We start from the raw sequence: 15,914 nt of genomic DNA on the forward strand, positions 1-15,914 counted from the left end.
GTTTTTTAGATTATTTAAATAGTCAAAAAGAAACACTAAGAAAATAAATCTTTATTTAATTGTATTGTACACGTTTTCAGACGAAATGACAATTAAGAAAATATTAAGTAAATATTTGCAAAAGTTTAGTAAATATTATACAATTTGTTTACTAGTGAAAGGAGCGATTAGTGATGGAAGAACTGTTAATGAATCGATTTGTAGAAATATTTGGTGAGAAAGGGACAGCCTGTTATTTTGCCCCTGGAAGAATTAATTTGATTGGTGAACATACAGATTACAATGGCGGTCATGTTTTCCCGGCGGCTATTACGTTAGGGACATTTGGTGTGGCAAGAAAAAGAGACGACCAAAAAATTCGGATGTTTTCTGATAATTTTAAAGAGGTTGGTCTCATCGAATTTACATTAGAAGATTTAACCTATTCAGATTCAGATGATTGGGCAAATTATCCTAAAGGTGTTTTAAATTACTTGATTGAAAGCGGACACAATATTGATTCTGGCTTAGATGTGCTCTTCTACGGTACGATTCCTAATGGTGCTGGCTTGTCTTCTTCTGCTTCTATTGAACTTTTAATGGGGACGATCTGTAATGATTTATATGCTTTACACTGTCCAATGCTTGAATTGGTGCAAATCGGTAAAAAAGTGGAGAATGAATTTATTGGCGTTAATTCAGGAATTATGGACCAATTTGCCGTAGGGATGGGAGAAAAAGATCAAGCTATTCTACTAGATACCAATAATATGCACTATGAAATGGTTCCCGCCAAACTAGGTGAGTATACGATTGTTATTATGAATACTAACAAACGTCGTGAATTAGCAGATTCAAAATATAATGAACGCCGTGCAGAATGCGAAGAAGCCGTTCGTTTGCTTCAAAAAGAGTTATCTATTGAATTTTTAGGTGAATTAGACAGCGAGACATTTGACCAATATCAAGCATTGATTGGAGATCCAACGTTGATTAAACGAGCGCGTCATGCCGTCACAGAAAATGAACGAACTTTATTGGCAAAACAAGCGCTAACTGAAGGGGATTTGGAAGAATTTGGCTTATTATTAAATGCCTCACATCGTTCGCTAAAAGAAGATTACGAAGTAACTGGCATTGAGTTGGATACCTTAGTGGCTTGTGCGCAAGAACAACCAGGCGTTTTGGGCGCACGGATGACTGGTGCAGGGTTTGGCGGTTGTAGTATTGCTTTGGTACCAAAGCGAAATATAGATGCATTTATTGAAGCTGTTGGCCAGAGTTATCAAGATAAAATTGGCTATGCTGCTGATTTTTATCCTGCATCAATTGATGATGGTGCCAGAAAGTTATTTTAGAAAGGAAGGCTTTAAATGTCTATTTTAGTATTAGGTGGCGCAGGCTACATTGGCTCACATGCCGTCGATCAATTAATTTCAAAAGGATATGCCGTTATTGTTGTTGATAATTTATTAACGGGACATCGTTCAGCAGTTCATGAACAAGCGACTTTCTATGAAGGCGATATTCGTGATAAAGCTTTTTTACGTAGTGTCTTTGAAAAGGAATCAATTGAAGGGGTGTTGCACTTTGCGGCCAATTCTTTAGTAGGAGAATCCGTGGAGAAACCGTTAATGTATTTCAATAACAATGTTCACGGCACTCAAATTGCCTTGGAAGTCATGCAAGAATTCGGAGTGAAACATATTGTTTTTTCTTCCACAGCGGCCACTTATGGCGAACCAAAAGCAATGCCTATTACAGAAGAAACCCCAACGAATCCTAAAAACCCGTATGGGGAAAGTAAATTAATGATGGAAAAAATCATGAAATGGTGCGACAACGCTTATGGAATGAAATATGTTGCTTTGCGTTATTTTAATGTTGCGGGAGCAAAAAAAGATGCCTCAATTGGTGAGGATCACACGCCAGAAACGCATATTGTGCCAATTATTTTACAAGTGGCATTGGGCCAACGAGCAGAGCTAAGTATTTTTGGGGATGATTATGATACACCAGATGGCACGTGCATTCGAGATTATGTTTACATTGAAGACTTGATTGCAGCACATATTTTGGCTTTAGAATACTTGAAAAATGGCGGCGAAAGTGACGTCTTTAACCTGGGTAGCAACAACGGTTATTCTGTTAAAGAAATGTTAGATGCTGCTCGCGAAGTGACAGGCCAAGAAATTCCTGCGACAATCGCGCCACGCCGAGCAGGGGATCCTAGTACGTTAATTGCTTCTAGTGAAAAAGCCAAACGAGTTTTAGGCTGGCAACCAGAAGTAACTGAGGTCAAGGACATTATCGCCACCGCTTGGCAATGGCATGTGAAACATCCTCAAGGCTATAATGAATAGGAGAACATCAGATGATGAAAGAAAGTAGTAAATGGATTGCTGCATTTGTAGAGATAATCATAGAAAATGGCGATTGGACGGAAACAGACCGATATTATTTGACGAATCGGATTGCCAAACTAGTTGGCTGTGATTTTTTTAAACAACCAGAAGTGGTTGCTTGTGAACAAGAACCGTTGCATGTGGTGGAACAGCTTTTAAACATTGCACAAGCCAATCACCAAATCGATGACTCAATTACGGAAGCAGAACAACTAGAAGCGGAGTTAATGGATTTTATTACGCCGACCCCAACCATCATTAATCGGAAGTTTATGGATTATTATCAAGAGTCTCCACGAAAAGCAACGGATTATTTTTATCAGTTATGTAAAACGAATAACTACATTAAAACGAAAGCAATCGCCAAAAACATTATTTTCCCAATGGACTCACCCTATGGTAAACTAGAAATTACCATTAACTTATCGAAGCCAGAAAAGGATGCTCGAAAAATTTTGGCTGAAAAGAAAATGAGTCAAAAAAAATATCCAGCGTGTATGTTATGTATGGAGAATGAAGGCTATTATGGCCGTGTAAATTATCCAGCACGTACAAACCATCGGATTATCCGACTAAATTTAGAGGACGAAGCTTGGGGCTTTCAATATTCGCCATATGCTTACTATAATGAGCATGCGATTTTCTTGGACCAACAACATCGAGAAATGAAAATCGAGAAAAAAACGTTTCAGCGGCTCCTTAAAATTACGGAGTTATTCCCTGAATATTTTGTGGGCTCTAATGCAGATTTGCCAATTGTTGGTGGTTCTATTTTATCTCATGATCATTACCAAGCAGGACGTCATACATTTCCAATGGATTTAGCACCAATGGAAAAAAGATTTTCTTTGAAAAAATATCCTGAGATAACTGCGGGTATTTTAAAATGGCCGATGTCTGTGATTCGTCTTCAAAGTAATCATCAAGAGGAACTAGTTGAGGCAGCCGAATTAATTTTGACCAAATGGCGCAATTATTCTGATGAAGGTATCTCAGTTCGGGCCTATTCAGAAGATGGCACACCGCATCATACGATTACGCCAATTGCCCGACGCAAAGGGTCATTATTTGAATTGGATTTAGTTTTACGAGATAATAATGTTTCGGAGGAATTTCCAGATGGCATTTTTCATCCACATCCAGAAGTACAACATATTAAGAAAGAAAATATTGGCTTAATTGAAGTAATGGGACTAGCTATTTTGCCACCAAGGCTGGCACAAGAATTAAGAGAAGTCGAAAAGTATTTATTAAAGCAACCCAATCAAATTGCTGAAAGTCATCGAGCTTGGGCGGATGAACTCAGTCAGCAAACCATCACTGAAGCCAATGTCAAAGAAGTGATCCAACAAGGAATTGGGACAATTTTTGTTCAAATTTTAACAGATGCCGGCGTCTTTAAACGTGATGAAGAAGGCCGTCGTGCTTTTGAACGATTTATTCAATGTATTGAAAATGATTAATTTGAGGTGAGGAACATCGTAACCATTAAAGATATAGCAGAGCAAGTCGGTGTTTCTTCAGCGACAGTTTCGAGAGTTTTGAACTATGATGAAACATTATCAGTTAGTGATGAAACGAAGAAGAAAATATTTGAAACAGCAGAAACGTTAAATTATAAAAAGCGAGCCAGAAAAAAACAAGCAGGCAAAAAGAAAATTCGGTTTGTCCAATGGTTCAGCGATCCAGAAGAACTGGATGATATTTACTATTTATCGATTCGTTTAGGTGTTGAAAAGCGGGCAGAGGAATTGGGTTTTCTTTTAGTCAAAGAATCTCTGACAAACCTGTCTCAAAAAAGATTTGATGGGACAATTGCCCTAGGAAAATTTGATGAAAAGCAAGTGGCGGCCTTAGCCGCCTTAGGCGCACCTCTTCTATTTGTAGACTTTGATGCAATGGCTTTTGGCCAAAACTCCATTGTTGTTGATTTTGCTGGAAGTGTTAAAACAATTGTGCAAGAATTTTTGGCGCAAGGGCATCAGAAAATTGGTATGCTTTCTGGGCAAGAATATACGAAAGAGTCCCACGTGGCATTGGTTGATCCACGTTTTGTCGCTTTTAAAGAAACCTTAAAAGATCTGGACCTTTATCATCAAGAATGGGTTGTCGAAGCAGCTTTTTCTGTTGAAGAAGGCTATCAAGCGATGAAAGACTTTATTGAAGAAGCGGACACTCGTCCAACCGCTTTTTTCGCTGCAAGTGATACATTGGCGATTGGTGCAATGCGGGCGTTACAAGAAGCAGCCATTCGTGTACCAGAAGATATTTCTATCATTGGTTTTAATGATATTAGTGTCGCAAAATATGTTTCACCAACATTAACAACAGTTAAAGTTCATACTGAATGGATGGGTGAGCTAGCCGTTGAGACAATGAAAGAGTTATGCTTGAATACCCCACCAGTTCCTAGAAAAATTATTGTCGGAACGGAATTCATTCAGCGAGATTCAACGAAACATTCATCAAAATAACAGCAAAACTTGGAGAGTTTTTTCCAAGTTTTTTGCTCTTTTCTGCTTGTTTTCAACAATCAAGAAAATGGAGGGAAACAGATGCAACCGAAATTAATTATTTTACGTGGTAATTCTGGTAGTGGTAAAACAACGATAGCTAAAGCGCTTCATCAGTGTCTTAAAGAACAATCGTTATTGATTTCTCAAGATGTGGTGCGCAGAGAAATGCTTCGTGTTAAAGATGAAACAGGTAATCTAAGTATTGCTTTGTTAAAACAGTTGGTAGCTTTTGGTTATCAAGAATGCCAGTATGTGATTGTTGAAGGGATTTTTCAAAAAGCCATTTATCATTCCTTTTTCCAGGAAATAATCCATCTCTTTGAAGGAAACGTTCAGGTTTATTATTTTGATCTTTCTTTTGAAGAAACACTGAAAAGACATAGCCAGAGAAACAAGAATCAAGAATTTGGTGTCGTGGAAATGAAACGTTGGTGGCTACCAGAAGATTATTTAGGGCTTCCGGGAGAACAGCGGTTATCTGAACAACTGTCTGAAAAGCAGATTATCAGGCAAATTTTAGCAGATATTCAGTAGTGAGTGCTGCGCTTTTTAGAGAAATGGATGTTGTGGTATGATAAAAAAGAAGGAGTGGTTTCAATGGATTACCAAGAACGATTAAAAAATTTACCACCTGAAGTCATGACAGCTTTTTCAGAATCATTTATTTTTTTAATCAGTAACGATAAAGTTCAACATTTTCCTGCACGAGACTTAACGCAAGCTGAAATGATTCAACGAGTGAAAGAGAAATTAGGTGAAACGGTGATGTGGTCCTTATGGCAAGGGTTCGTTATTGCTGTTAATTCAGAAAAAACATGTGTTGCTGTTTTGCCCAAATATCATCAACTCGATGGTTTTGAAAATGAATAAGGGAGCGAAGAATTATTCGCTTCGTTTTATAAAATGAAAACGTTTTTTTGGAGGAAATGCTGATGTCTGAGCTAGTGGTTATTAGAGAAATGCAAGAGAAAGATATCTTAGCGCTGGATACTCAATTTGTCCAACAAGGTTGGCCAAGTCGCCAAGAGATTTTAATGAACTATTTAGAAGAACAATTAGTCAAGCAACGAACGGTTTTTGTAGCGGAGAAAAAGGCAACGCTGTTAGGTTATGTGACGTTACTGCCATTAGCTAAGGAAGGACCTTTTAAAAATTTATATCCTGAAATAGCTGATTTCAATGTATTCTTACCATTTCAAAAACAAGGAGTGGGCGGTTATTATTAAATCGTGCAGAAAATGTTGCCAAAAGTTATGCAGATACTGTTTCTTTGGGAGTAGGCCTGCATCCTGGTTATGGTGCAGCGCAAAGATTATATATCAAACAAGGGTATGTGCCAGATGGTTCAGGAGTTTGGTTTCAAAATAAGCAGCTGAAACCAAACGATCGGTGTGTTAATGATGATGCGTTAGTTCTTTATTTATCGAAAAAACTATAGCAATTGTCAATCAATAATGGAGGAATAATCGTGGTTCATCAATTATTAGCTCAAATGGAAAATGGATATATGAAAATAATAAAAGAAAATTTAGTTGGAATATATCTTCATGGTTCTTATGCTTTTGGAACCTATTGTCATTCAGTAAGTGATTTGGATGTACTGATTGTGGTTTATGAAAAGCTTACTATTGATGAGAAGAAACAATTATTAGATTATACAATTAATATTTTAGATAAGTGGGCACCAAAAAAAGGGATAGAATTCCATGTGCTACAATTAAAAGATACAATAAATTTGAGTTATCTGATTCCCTTCGATTTACATTTTTCTCCGATACATCGTTCCAGATATCTGACTAATAAAAATAAATATATTGAAGATACGATGAGGATCTAGTGGCACATCTTATGATTACAAAATTATATGGAAAAGTACTCGTAGGAAAACCGATTGATTCCGTTTTTGGCTGGATAGATCAAAAGAAATATTTTGAAAGCATTGTAGCTGATGTGAAAGAGGCAAAAAAAGAAATTGTTCAACAACCTATGTACGTTATTTTAAATATGTGTAGAGTAATAGCGTTTAAGCAAGAGAATAAAATTTTATCAAAAAGGGCTGGAGGGGAATGGGGCCTAGTACATTTTCCTACTAATTATCATTCGCTGATACAACTAGCTTTAAAAGAGTATCGAGGCGAAACAGTTTTGTTAGAGCAATATAATGATTCAGAATTAAATGATTTTGCGGATATTACGCTTTCGTTATTATTTAAGTAAGAATGTAAAGGAGGGTGTTACCCTTGATTAGAAAAATGAAGCCAACAGATGCAGCGGCGTTAACTATCATTAATAAAGAACAATTGGGCTATGAAGTTTCCGTTGACGTGACCTGTAAACAGATTGAGAAATTACTACTAGCCAGTGACAGAGAGTTTTTATATGTTTATGAAGAAACGAAGATAGGCAAGATTTTAGGCTATGTGCATGCGCAACTGTATGAAACAATTTATTCCCAAACGTTATTGAACGTTCTGGGATTAGCAGTGGCAAAAGAAGCAGAAGGCCGTGGAATTGGCAAACAATTAATGACGAAACTAGAAACGGAAGCTAAAAAGTGTAACTTGTCTGCGATTCGCTTAAATTCGGGGGAACAGCGTACAGCAGCCCATCAATTTTATGAACACATTGGCTATATTTCTGATAAAAAACAAAAGCGATTCATTAAATACTTGGATACTTAATTTATGTCTTTAAAAAATAACAATTTCCTTTAAAAAAATAAGTAAAAACTAGTGAAATTTTCAGCGAATTAGTGTAAAATGTATCTCAATGACTCAACGAGTGTTTCAGCCGAAACACTGTCAAAGAAAGTACATACAAAGAAACAGAAATAGCCATTTTTGATGGCTGTTTTTTTATGGAGGAGGTAAATTATGACAAAAAAAAATAGTATGATGTACTTAGCAATTTCTAACTTATTTCTTGTTTTTCTAGGCGTAGGCCTAGTCATTCCCGTAATTCCCCAATTAAAAGAAGAAATGAATTTTTCTGGTACCACAATGGGAATGATGATTTCTATTTTTGCGATTGCCCAATTAATCACATCGCCAATCGCAGGTGTCCTTTCGGATAAAATTGGTCGGAAAAAAATGATTGCGACGGGCATGTTGGTTTTTTCAATTTCTGAGTTATTATTTGGTTTAGCCCAAGCGAAAAGCGGTTTTTATATTTCTCGTGGTTTAGGTGGGATTGCCGCCGCTTTATTAATGCCGTCAGTGACAGCCTTTGTGGCAGATATGACCACGATTTCTGAACGTCCGAAAGCGATGGGACTTGTGTCAGCCGCAATTAGTGGTGGTTTTATTATCGGACCAGGAGTTGGTGGTTTTATTGCTTATTTAGGTATTCGCGCCCCGTTTTTTGCAGCCGCATTTTTAGCGTTTATTGGTTTTATTTTGACATTAACTGTTTTGAAGGAGCCAGAGAAACGAATTTTAGCCGCTGTTGAAGCGAAAAAAGGTTCATTTATGGATATTTTAAGAAATCCAATGTTTACCTCATTATTTGTGATTATCTTAATTTCCTCTTTTGGCCTGCAAGCGTTCGAATCTATTTATAGTATTATGGCGACTATTAATTTTGGCTTTACCACAAGTGAAATAGCAATCGTGATTACGGTTAGTGGTATTTTAGCGTTGATTTGTCAGTTGTTTTTCTTTGATGCAATCGTCCAAAAAATAGGTGAAATGGGTTTAATCCAATTAACCTTTTTTGCAAGTGCCATTTTTATTGCCGTGATTGCCTTTACAAAAAATAATTTAGTTGTTGTATTTTCAACGTTTATTGTCTTTTTAGCGTTTGACTTGTTTAGACCAGCAGTAACTACTTATTTATCCAAACATGCTGGAGATCAACAAGGAACCATCAACGGACTAAATTCGACATTTACAAGTTTTGGTAATATTTTAGGACCAATGGCAGCAGGAGCTTTATTTGATATCAATCACTTTTTCCCTTATTATGTTTCAGCAGTAATTCTGTTAGGAACGGGCTTTTTATCGTTATTTTTAAATCGAAATAAGATGTAAAATAAAAAATAAGTATTTGGAATATAATAATTTCGAATACTTATTTTTTTTTGATCACCGACCGTTCTTGAAAAAAACAAAAAAATAAACAGTGTTCGCTTGATTAATCGAACATTTGTTCGTATAATGATTTTGCAAGTGAGGTGATGTTTATGAAATTTGATTATGAAAAAGAACCTAGTCGCGATATTCTTTGTATTGATTGCAAAAGTTTTTACGCTAGTGTAGAATGCGCAGAACGTGGGTTAGATCCGTTGAAAACGATGTTAGTAGTGATGAGTAATGCCGAAAATGCGGGGGGATTAGTTTTATCAGCATCGCCAATGGCAAAAAAAGTTTTAGGTGTTTCAAATGTTACGCGTAAAAATCAAGTGCCCGCTCATCCTGATTTATATGTGGTTCCGCCACGAATGAATTTGTACATGAAAAAAAATCAAGAAATCAATAATTTATATAAAAAGTTTGTCGCAGATGAAGATCACTCTGTGTTTAGTGTAGATGAATCATTTCTTGATGTAACGGCTTCTTTAAGTTATTTTCATTGTGAAACCGCCTATAAGATGGCTCGGATTATCCAAAGAGTCGTTTATAATCATGTGGGTATTTATGTGACCGTTGGGATAGGGGACAATCCGTTACTGGCTAAATTGGCGTTGGACAATGGCGCCAAACATTCGCCAGATTTTATTGCAGAATGGCGGTATGATCGTGTACCAGATACTGTCTGGCAGTTGCCTTCTTTGACAGATTTTTGTGGGATTGGTCGCAGAATGGCTAAACGACTGAATCGCTTAGGAATTGATTCTGTATATGAGTTAGCGCAAGCGAATCCGCATCTTTTACAAGAAACATTTGGCGTGATGGGGCTTCAATTGTATGCTCATTCATGGGGGATTGATCGTACCTTTTTAGGGAAAAAAGCGCAACATAAAGCTGAAAAATCATTTGGAAATAGTCAGATTTTACCGAGAGATTATGCGCGAAGAGATCAGATTGAACTAGTCTTAAAGGAACTGACAGAACAAGTGGCTGCTCGTTTAAGAAAAGCGCATTGTCAAACGGAATGTATCACAGTCTACGTTGGTTATTCCAAAGGTCAAATTGACCGTGAAGGACGAACTGGTTGGCGAAAACAACAAACGATTCCTGCAACAAACAATACAAAAGTTTTGATCACCTATGTATTAGCCCTTTTTAGAGAACATTATCTAGCGGGAACCGATGTCCGGCAATTAGGGCTTTCATATGGGAAATTAGTTTGGAATGAATCTTTACAATTAGATTTATTTTCGGAACCAGAAGAGCAAATTAGTGAAATGGAGTTAAACTATCTGATTGATAAAATCCGACAAAAATTTGGCTTTCAAGCTTTAATCCACGCCTCTTCTTTGTTGGAAGGCGCGACGGCAATTCATCGTTCAGGATTAGTCGGTGGACATGCTGGAGGAAATGTCGGTTTAGGAGGATAACATCATGAAACGAACAAAAAAAGAATTTACACCTTATAATGAGTACCATGATCGGCCCTTTGAACTGAAATGGGCGACCGCTTTTGCATTGGGGGAGTTACAAGAAGGAATCGAAGCTTCTGACGAATATTCTAAGAGAGCGTTTGAACGCTTACCGCAACAGACAACAGAAGAAATTGAAGAATACTTAGAGCAGTCTTTAAAAAATAACCAGGTTTTAGAAATCCAATTGAATACATTGGATGATTTTGGCCGTGTTCAACCGCCAATTGTTGGTGTTTTTGAAGGGATGAGTTCAATGGAGTATGCAAAAGTTGGACATACACATATTTTATTTGAAGAGATTCGGCATATTAAAAGTCATGAGTTTACAAAGTGGTCGAGCCTTGATTAAAAAACTATTGTTATACGTGCGTTTTGTGAAAACATATGAGATAATGTTCATAGGTAATAGAAATAAAAATTATGGAGGTGGCTAGGATGGGACATCATTTAAAAGGACGCCATGGCAAAAAAACAAACGCAAGTGGCGGCTTTTTAACAAAGTTATTGGCAGGCGGCGCCTTAGTGGGCGTAGGAAAAAAGTTATACGACAATCGTGAAAAAATTAAAGAGCTGTTAAGTGACGACAAAGAAAAAAGCAACGATACTGAAAACAAATAAAGGACTGGATTGACGGAATGGTAAAAGATGCAGCGTATATTATTGAAGAGATTACCACGATTTTAGAAGGAACCTATTTTGTGATAACCAAGAAAGCGAATAAGCGCCGCATGTGTTTACATGTTTCAGATACCGCGAAAGAATTTTTACGTTGTCGACGGGAGTATGAAACATTCTTAGAGCAACAGTTTGATTATGCCACAATGTTTTTAGAAACATGTACGGAAGATGTTTCTGTTGAAATTCAAACGGGACTACTTGAAGAAACAAATTATCAAGCATTAACCGTGGAAAAATTACAACAAATAGCCACTAAAATGTAACACAGCTGTTGTGTTAGTTTTGATTCTTAATTTGGTTAAGGAGGCGGATAAAATGTCAGTATATCAACATATTTTGGTTGCTCTTGATGGCTCAGATCAATCTGAAAAAGCTTTTCATGAAGCTGTCAGGATTGCCAAAGAGGAACAAGCTACTCTTTATTTAGCTACAATTATTAATGATGCTGAATTTACGACGAGTCCATTTTCTTTTGAAGAATTGTATGATTTAGAAAAACATAAGTCAGAAGAGATGCTCACTGAAAAGGCAAAACAAGCGAGTGAAATTGGCGTAAAAACAGTCAAAAAAATTGTTGAGCTTGGGAGCCCAAAACGTTATCTTGCCAACACGATTTCTGAAAATTATGCCATAGATTTAATTGTGCTAGGTGCCACGGGAAGAGGTGCTATTCAACGAACCTTAATTGGTTCTACTACAGATTATGTGGTTAACCATGCTTTGTGCAATGTCTTAGTCGTTCGCTAATTGTGAGTAAATAATCAAGGGAACAATGTTTTATCGGGACGTTTTTTTAAATTAAACGAGAGGTGAGTTTATGAAAACAAAAATCGGAAAAACAGTTATCTTGTCAGCGTTTTTATTCACAAGTTTCTTTTTACTGAGTGGTTGTACCTCGGCTGGCGAAGAGATGGAAAAAACAATTGATCGACAGAAAGAAAAAGTCGATAAGCAGAAACATAAAAATGAAAATTCCATGGAAAGTTACGACGAAAAAGTTGACCGTTCTTTAGATAGTCAAGAAGACAAAATCGATACTACTGAGTAACGGGAAAGCTTTCAACTATCGGCTAGTAAATAAATAATATACAAAAGGGAGCATCCACTGCAGTTATTTCTCACAGCGGATCCTCTCTTTTGTGGTTAAAAAGAAAAAGTTAACTGCTCCCCAACAGTTAACTTTTAATCATGTTGCACATAGTTAAAACACTCTATGTATCATTTATATCATTTGAAACGGGTAGTGTAAAAAGAAATCTCTTGAAAAGAGTCTCCATTTATAGGGAAGAATTCCCATAAAAAAGAGAAACGTATAATCACAGAGAGTTAGAGAAAGCAAAGGGAAATAAGTATGTTAAAATAAGAAGCAAGAAAGAATACAAGTATGCAGAAAATAACAACTAATTAGGTGAAAACAATGGAAATACATTTTGAAAAAGTAACAAGCGATAATCGTAAAGCAGTGGAAAACCTACAAGTTTTCGCTGAACAACAAACCTTCATTGAATCAATGGCAGAAAATCTAAAAGAATCGGACCAATTTCCAGAATGGGAATCGGCAGGTATTTATGACGGCAATCAATTAATCGGCTATGCCATGTATGGACGTTGGCAAGATGGGCGCGTTTGGTTAGACCGCTTTTTAATTGATCAACGGTTCCAAGGACAAGGTTATGGGAAAGCAGCCTGTCGACTTTTAATGTTAATGCTAATAGAAAAATACCAAACAAACAAGCTATACTTGAGTGTTTATGATACGAACAGCTCAGCAATTCGGTTGTATCAACAACTCGGTTTTGTATTTAATGGTGAATTAGATACGAATGGCGAGCGGGTAATGGAATGGACATATCAGAATAAGTAGATAGAACAGGTGAGACAAAAGCCATAGCGCATTTTGTTTCACCATTTTCTTTTAATTGGCTTCATTTGTTTACTTTTAGTAAGTAAAATGGTAAATTTAGTTCAATCTGTTTTGAAAAAAGAGTTACTAGAGGGTAAGGATGAAAATAGAATTTTTCCATGATGTTATTTGTAGTTTTTGTTTTCCAATGTCTGACCGCATTCATGAGATTCAACAATAATTTCCTGAAATTGAATTGATTCATCGGTCGTTTGCGTTGGGGTGGTCCGCAAACGATTTTGAAACAATGTTTGGCTCACGAGCAGCAGTAAAAGAAGAAGTTTTGACGCATTGGGTGCATGCCAATCAAAACGATTCAAAGCATCGTTTTAATATTGAAGGGATGAGGAAGCAACGATTTGATTTTCCAACATCAAAGAATGCATTATTAGCAGCAAAAGCAGCTGGATACATTGGCAACCAAGACACCTATTGGTTACTGTTTGATAAGTTACAAGAAGGTTTATTTATGAGAAGTTTAAATATTGAAGAGCCAGAAGTAATTGAGGAGCTAGTAAAAGAGACAACGATTGATTTTGCTTTATGGAAAGAAGCTGTTGCTTCCGAGGCTGTTTGGACGGCGGTTCAAGAAGATTTTGCGCTAGCTTCTGCTTATGGTTTACAAGGAGTTCCCGCACTAATCATTAATCAAAAATATTTAATTAATGGTGCAGTACCGAAACAACAAATCAGTCAAACTATTCAAAAAATTCTCGCAGAAGAAAAACAACAGCAACCGTTAGTTTCATTAACTCCTTCTTCTGAAGGGTCAGCTTCGTGTGAGTTTAAGGAAGGCACATGGACGTGTCATTAAGCGGCATAAAATAACGTTATTCTTTGACAAAACGAAAGACTTCTGTAATAGTTAATGCGGGGGTGATAATATGTTTAACGCGTATAGAGAATACTGGAATAATATTACAACAATGAATGCGTCAGCAACACGAGCACAATATTGGTGGCCACAATTAATTAATTATTTGGTGTTAGGGATTTATTCAGCAATTACGGGCGTTTACAGATATATTGAAGTAACACCCAATGATGGAACAATTATTAAAGAATGGAATACCGTGACCATTATCTTTTTCTTGCTGACTGCTTTAATTTGGTTGGCAAACTTTACTGTTCGAGCAAGAAGACTGCATGATCGCGACCACAGTAACTGGTGGATTTTATTCTATTTACTTCCTTTTATCGGTACTTTAGTGATCTTCATTACATTAATTTTGCCAAGTAAAAGTCACACAAGATGGCCAGTAAATCAATCAGAAATTTAATTTGCTGGTTTCGTTTAGCTGATTATCTTAAGAGTGAAAATAGGACATAAGTCATTTCGACTTATGTCCTATTTTCTTTTTTATTTCAGAAAAATATCTTCTGTATGATGGCACCTCACATTACGCGGTTCTTGCTAAAAGGGCTATCTTTTTGGTAGATAGGGAAAACCATTAAGACGTTAAAAGTTTAATAAATCGAGCAATTCTCTTTTGTTAGAAAATAAGATAGCATCATTAATTAAAATACTTGGAACGCTGGTTTCAATAATTGGTTGATTGGTAATAATCAAGTCAAATTCTTCGAGTCGATGGTCACCTAATTGTTCTTCCGTAATTGCTAACGTATTTGAACGAATCCGATGCAAAGCTAAAATATCGTGGACATAGTTTCCAATATATTGACTATGATTCAGGCCCATGTCGCTAATAATCAAAATCTTTTTTGAGTCGAAACTCTGGTTAATTTCTGGAAAAGTATTAAGCAACCAAAAAATATAAGAAGATGAATAGTTTAATAGATTTGTTTCTAAAAGAGCGGAAAAGAAATGCAATTCTGCTTTTAATCGTGCATATAAGTGAAGCTGAGTAAAATGAATTTGTCGAGTGAAAAAGGTGGCCCTTTGTGTCAATTCGGAGGTGTCAAAAGGCACTAATTGAGAAAACAAATAAAGACAGGTTAACAAGTGAACAGCGAAGTCGACGACTTCTTCTGTTAATTGTTCAATCTGTGAAAAAGCATTAAATTTTAAATTTTCACGTATTCTTTGACTGATGACTTCTTGGTCTTCGGAGTAGTATTGCTGAAAAGCGCCTCTTTGAAAATATCGGAGAACTTCCCGATAGGTTTCACGGCTGAGCCCAGTAAAATGACGACTGAGTAAAAGATAATCTTCCATTTTGATTGGACTCTTTTTATCTGTTTTTTTCTGGAAACGTTGTTGAAATCCCTGATGCTCTCTTAATAAATCAACAATAAAATACATAATAAAGAAATCGTGTTCATAACTGTTATCCATACTAATAATATTTAATTGGCATTGATTACGACGCATTAATTGTTTGATTTCTTGCTTATCTAATTGATAAGGCAATTCATAATGACCATAATACATTAAAAAGAAAAAGGTTGTAAAAATACGTAAAGGCAATTCTTCTGTTTGGCTAGTTAATTGATAGCCTTGATCAACGATAACGCGAAGAGAGTAAGTTTCCAAGACCTGATTACACTGCTTCAATTTTCGAGCAAAAGAAGAGCGACTAATATTGATGGTATCGCAATAATATTCGATGGTTTTGCCAGGATTTTGGATAAACTCATGGAGCAATTGGGTGGTCGTTGACGTTTTTGCCATATCCGTCAGTACGTTTAAATATAAGGACACATTAAAGTTTTCTAAACGATAGCCTAATTTATGCGATGTTTTAATGGTTAAACTTTCGCCCCAACGCTGTTTAATCTCCTCAATATAACGAATAAAAGTAGACTCAGAACTACCAATATATTTTGCAAGTTCTTTTTTAGTCATCCATTTATCAGAAATGGATAAGACACGAATGATTTCTTCCATTTTCCGATAATTTTTTTCTAAAAACCTAATCATATTGTTTCCT

19 protein-coding genes and 2 pseudogenes are annotated in these 15,914 nt (G+C 36.3%); 20 read left to right on the forward strand and 1 reads right to left on the reverse strand.

Translation table 11 applies throughout. The features are described from left to right. The first annotated feature begins 173 nt into the window (after window positions 1–173). The 20 genes and pseudogenes from IGJ20_RS04775 (at window position 174) to IGJ20_RS04870 (ending at window position 14,303) form a co-directional block, all read left to right on the forward strand. Window positions 174–1,337 (forward strand): galactokinase, encoded by a 1,164-nt coding sequence (locus tag IGJ20_RS04775; protein ID WP_202522416.1) that lies wholly within the window; start codon window positions 174–176, stop codon window positions 1,335–1,337. A gap of 15 nt (window positions 1,338–1,352) precedes the next feature. Further along, a complete protein-coding gene (gene galE, locus IGJ20_RS04780; RefSeq protein WP_010773940.1) occupies window positions 1,353–2,342 on the forward strand; it encodes a UDP-glucose 4-epimerase GalE in 990 nt (329 codons plus the stop codon). Between the two features lie 14 nt (window positions 2,343–2,356). Then, complete coding sequence (gene galT / locus IGJ20_RS04785; RefSeq protein ID WP_202522621.1) at window positions 2,357–3,847, forward strand: UDP-glucose--hexose-1-phosphate uridylyltransferase; 1,491 nt, start codon at window positions 2,357–2,359, stop codon at window positions 3,845–3,847. A 6-nt stretch (window positions 3,848–3,853) separates the two neighbouring features. Next, window positions 3,854–4,858, forward strand: a complete 1,005-nt coding sequence (locus IGJ20_RS04790; RefSeq protein ID WP_002358146.1) for a LacI family DNA-binding transcriptional regulator — start codon at window positions 3,854–3,856, stop codon at window positions 4,856–4,858. Between the two features lie 9 nt (window positions 4,859–4,867). After that, window positions 4,868–5,434, forward strand: coding sequence for a kinase (locus IGJ20_RS04795; RefSeq protein ID WP_033595398.1), 567 nt, complete (start codon window positions 4,868–4,870; stop codon window positions 5,432–5,434). 27 nt (window positions 5,435–5,461) lie between these two features. Beyond that, window positions 5,462–5,770 (forward strand): hypothetical protein, encoded by a 309-nt coding sequence (locus tag IGJ20_RS04800; RefSeq protein ID WP_016614412.1) that lies wholly within the window; start codon window positions 5,462–5,464, stop codon window positions 5,768–5,770. 56 nt (window positions 5,771–5,826) lie between these two features. Then, window positions 5,827–6,338: pseudogene (locus tag IGJ20_RS04805) on the forward strand (GNAT family N-acetyltransferase). Window positions 6,339–6,368: 30 nt separating this feature from the next. Further along, entirely contained in the window at window positions 6,369–6,737 is a 369-nt protein-coding gene (locus IGJ20_RS04810) for a nucleotidyltransferase domain-containing protein (protein ID WP_231414768.1), read from the forward strand. Window positions 6,738–6,748: 11 nt separating this feature from the next. Beyond that, entirely contained in the window at window positions 6,749–7,117 is a 369-nt protein-coding gene (locus IGJ20_RS04815; protein ID WP_231414767.1) for a DUF4111 domain-containing protein, read from the forward strand. A 23-nt stretch (window positions 7,118–7,140) separates the two neighbouring features. After that, entirely contained in the window at window positions 7,141–7,581 is a 441-nt protein-coding gene (locus IGJ20_RS04820) for a GNAT family N-acetyltransferase (RefSeq protein ID WP_285703115.1), read from the forward strand. A 192-nt stretch (window positions 7,582–7,773) separates the two neighbouring features. Next, window positions 7,774–8,928: a multidrug efflux MFS transporter EmeA gene (gene emeA, locus IGJ20_RS04825; protein ID WP_231414766.1), complete on the forward strand. Its 1,155-nt coding sequence runs from the start codon at window positions 7,774–7,776 to the stop codon at window positions 8,926–8,928. A 152-nt stretch (window positions 8,929–9,080) separates the two neighbouring features. Continuing rightward, window positions 9,081–10,397, forward strand: a complete 1,317-nt coding sequence (locus IGJ20_RS04830) for a Y-family DNA polymerase (protein WP_002361586.1) — start codon at window positions 9,081–9,083, stop codon at window positions 10,395–10,397. A gap of 4 nt (window positions 10,398–10,401) precedes the next feature. Next, complete coding sequence (locus tag IGJ20_RS04835) at window positions 10,402–10,791, forward strand: hypothetical protein (RefSeq protein WP_002358138.1); 390 nt, start codon at window positions 10,402–10,404, stop codon at window positions 10,789–10,791. A 71-nt stretch (window positions 10,792–10,862) separates the two neighbouring features. Continuing rightward, window positions 10,863–11,060 carry a hypothetical protein gene (locus IGJ20_RS04840; protein WP_202522417.1) on the forward strand — a complete coding sequence of 66 codons (198 nt, stop codon included), beginning with the start codon at window positions 10,863–10,865 and terminating at the stop codon, window positions 11,058–11,060. Window positions 11,061–11,077: 17 nt separating this feature from the next. Continuing rightward, window positions 11,078–11,383, forward strand: a complete 306-nt coding sequence (locus IGJ20_RS04845) for a hypothetical protein (protein WP_002375233.1) — start codon at window positions 11,078–11,080, stop codon at window positions 11,381–11,383. Between the two features lie 52 nt (window positions 11,384–11,435). Continuing rightward, window positions 11,436–11,867, forward strand: coding sequence for a universal stress protein (locus tag IGJ20_RS04850; protein WP_002391595.1), 432 nt, complete (start codon window positions 11,436–11,438; stop codon window positions 11,865–11,867). A 70-nt stretch (window positions 11,868–11,937) separates the two neighbouring features. After that, window positions 11,938–12,168, forward strand: a complete 231-nt coding sequence (locus IGJ20_RS04855; protein WP_202522418.1) for a hypothetical protein — start codon at window positions 11,938–11,940, stop codon at window positions 12,166–12,168. A 369-nt stretch (window positions 12,169–12,537) separates the two neighbouring features. Next, window positions 12,538–12,984 (forward strand): GNAT family N-acetyltransferase, encoded by a 447-nt coding sequence (locus IGJ20_RS04860; protein ID WP_002390030.1) that lies wholly within the window; start codon window positions 12,538–12,540, stop codon window positions 12,982–12,984. Window positions 12,985–13,123: 139 nt separating this feature from the next. Next, window positions 13,124–13,837 (forward strand): annotated as a pseudogene (locus IGJ20_RS04865) (DsbA family oxidoreductase). 70 nt (window positions 13,838–13,907) lie between these two features. Further along, a complete protein-coding gene (locus tag IGJ20_RS04870) occupies window positions 13,908–14,303 on the forward strand; it encodes a DUF805 domain-containing protein (protein ID WP_002358131.1) in 396 nt (131 codons plus the stop codon). A gap of 179 nt (window positions 14,304–14,482) precedes the next feature. Here IGJ20_RS04870 and IGJ20_RS04875 read toward each other — a convergent pair whose 3' ends face one another. Then, window positions 14,483–15,904, reverse strand: coding sequence for a helix-turn-helix domain-containing protein (locus tag IGJ20_RS04875; RefSeq protein ID WP_002382000.1), 1,422 nt, complete (start codon window positions 15,902–15,904; stop codon window positions 14,483–14,485). Window positions 15,905–15,914: the final 10 nt, after the last annotated feature.

Source organism: Enterococcus sp. DIV0294 (genome assembly GCF_050558155.1).
Classification (GTDB): Bacteria; Bacillota; Bacilli; order Lactobacillales; family Enterococcaceae; genus Enterococcus; species Enterococcus faecalis.

What these genes read in the sequence shown, in the direction of transcription:
- IGJ20_RS04775 (WP_202522416.1), top strand. Translation starts at nt 174, where the DNA reads ATGGAAGAACTGTTAATGAATCGATTTGTAGAAATATTTGGTGAGAAA.
- galE (WP_010773940.1), top strand. Translation starts at nt 1,353, where the DNA reads ATGTCTATTTTAGTATTAGGTGGCGCAGGCTACATTGGCTCACATGCC.
- galT (WP_202522621.1), top strand. Translation starts at nt 2,357, where the DNA reads ATGAAAGAAAGTAGTAAATGGATTGCTGCATTTGTAGAGATAATCATA.
- IGJ20_RS04800 (WP_016614412.1), top strand. Translation starts at nt 5,462, where the DNA reads ATGTTGTGGTATGATAAAAAAGAAGGAGTGGTTTCAATGGATTACCAA.
- IGJ20_RS04815 (WP_231414767.1), top strand. Translation starts at nt 6,749, where the DNA reads ATGATTACAAAATTATATGGAAAAGTACTCGTAGGAAAACCGATTGAT.
- emeA (WP_231414766.1), top strand. Translation starts at nt 7,774, where the DNA reads ATGACAAAAAAAAATAGTATGATGTACTTAGCAATTTCTAACTTATTT.
- IGJ20_RS04830 (WP_002361586.1), top strand. Translation starts at nt 9,081, where the DNA reads ATGAAATTTGATTATGAAAAAGAACCTAGTCGCGATATTCTTTGTATT.
- IGJ20_RS04835 (WP_002358138.1), top strand. Translation starts at nt 10,402, where the DNA reads ATGAAACGAACAAAAAAAGAATTTACACCTTATAATGAGTACCATGAT.
- IGJ20_RS04840 (WP_202522417.1), top strand. Translation starts at nt 10,863, where the DNA reads ATGGAGGTGGCTAGGATGGGACATCATTTAAAAGGACGCCATGGCAAA.
- IGJ20_RS04845 (WP_002375233.1), top strand. Translation starts at nt 11,078, where the DNA reads ATGGTAAAAGATGCAGCGTATATTATTGAAGAGATTACCACGATTTTA.
- IGJ20_RS04850 (WP_002391595.1), top strand. Translation starts at nt 11,436, where the DNA reads ATGTCAGTATATCAACATATTTTGGTTGCTCTTGATGGCTCAGATCAA.
- IGJ20_RS04855 (WP_202522418.1), top strand. Translation starts at nt 11,938, where the DNA reads ATGAAAACAAAAATCGGAAAAACAGTTATCTTGTCAGCGTTTTTATTC.
- IGJ20_RS04860 (WP_002390030.1), top strand. Translation starts at nt 12,538, where the DNA reads ATGGAAATACATTTTGAAAAAGTAACAAGCGATAATCGTAAAGCAGTG.
- IGJ20_RS04870 (WP_002358131.1), top strand. Translation starts at nt 13,908, where the DNA reads ATGTTTAACGCGTATAGAGAATACTGGAATAATATTACAACAATGAAT.
- IGJ20_RS04875 (WP_002382000.1), bottom strand. Translation starts at nt 15,904, where the DNA reads ATGATTAGGTTTTTAGAAAAAAATTATCGGAAAATGGAAGAAATCATT.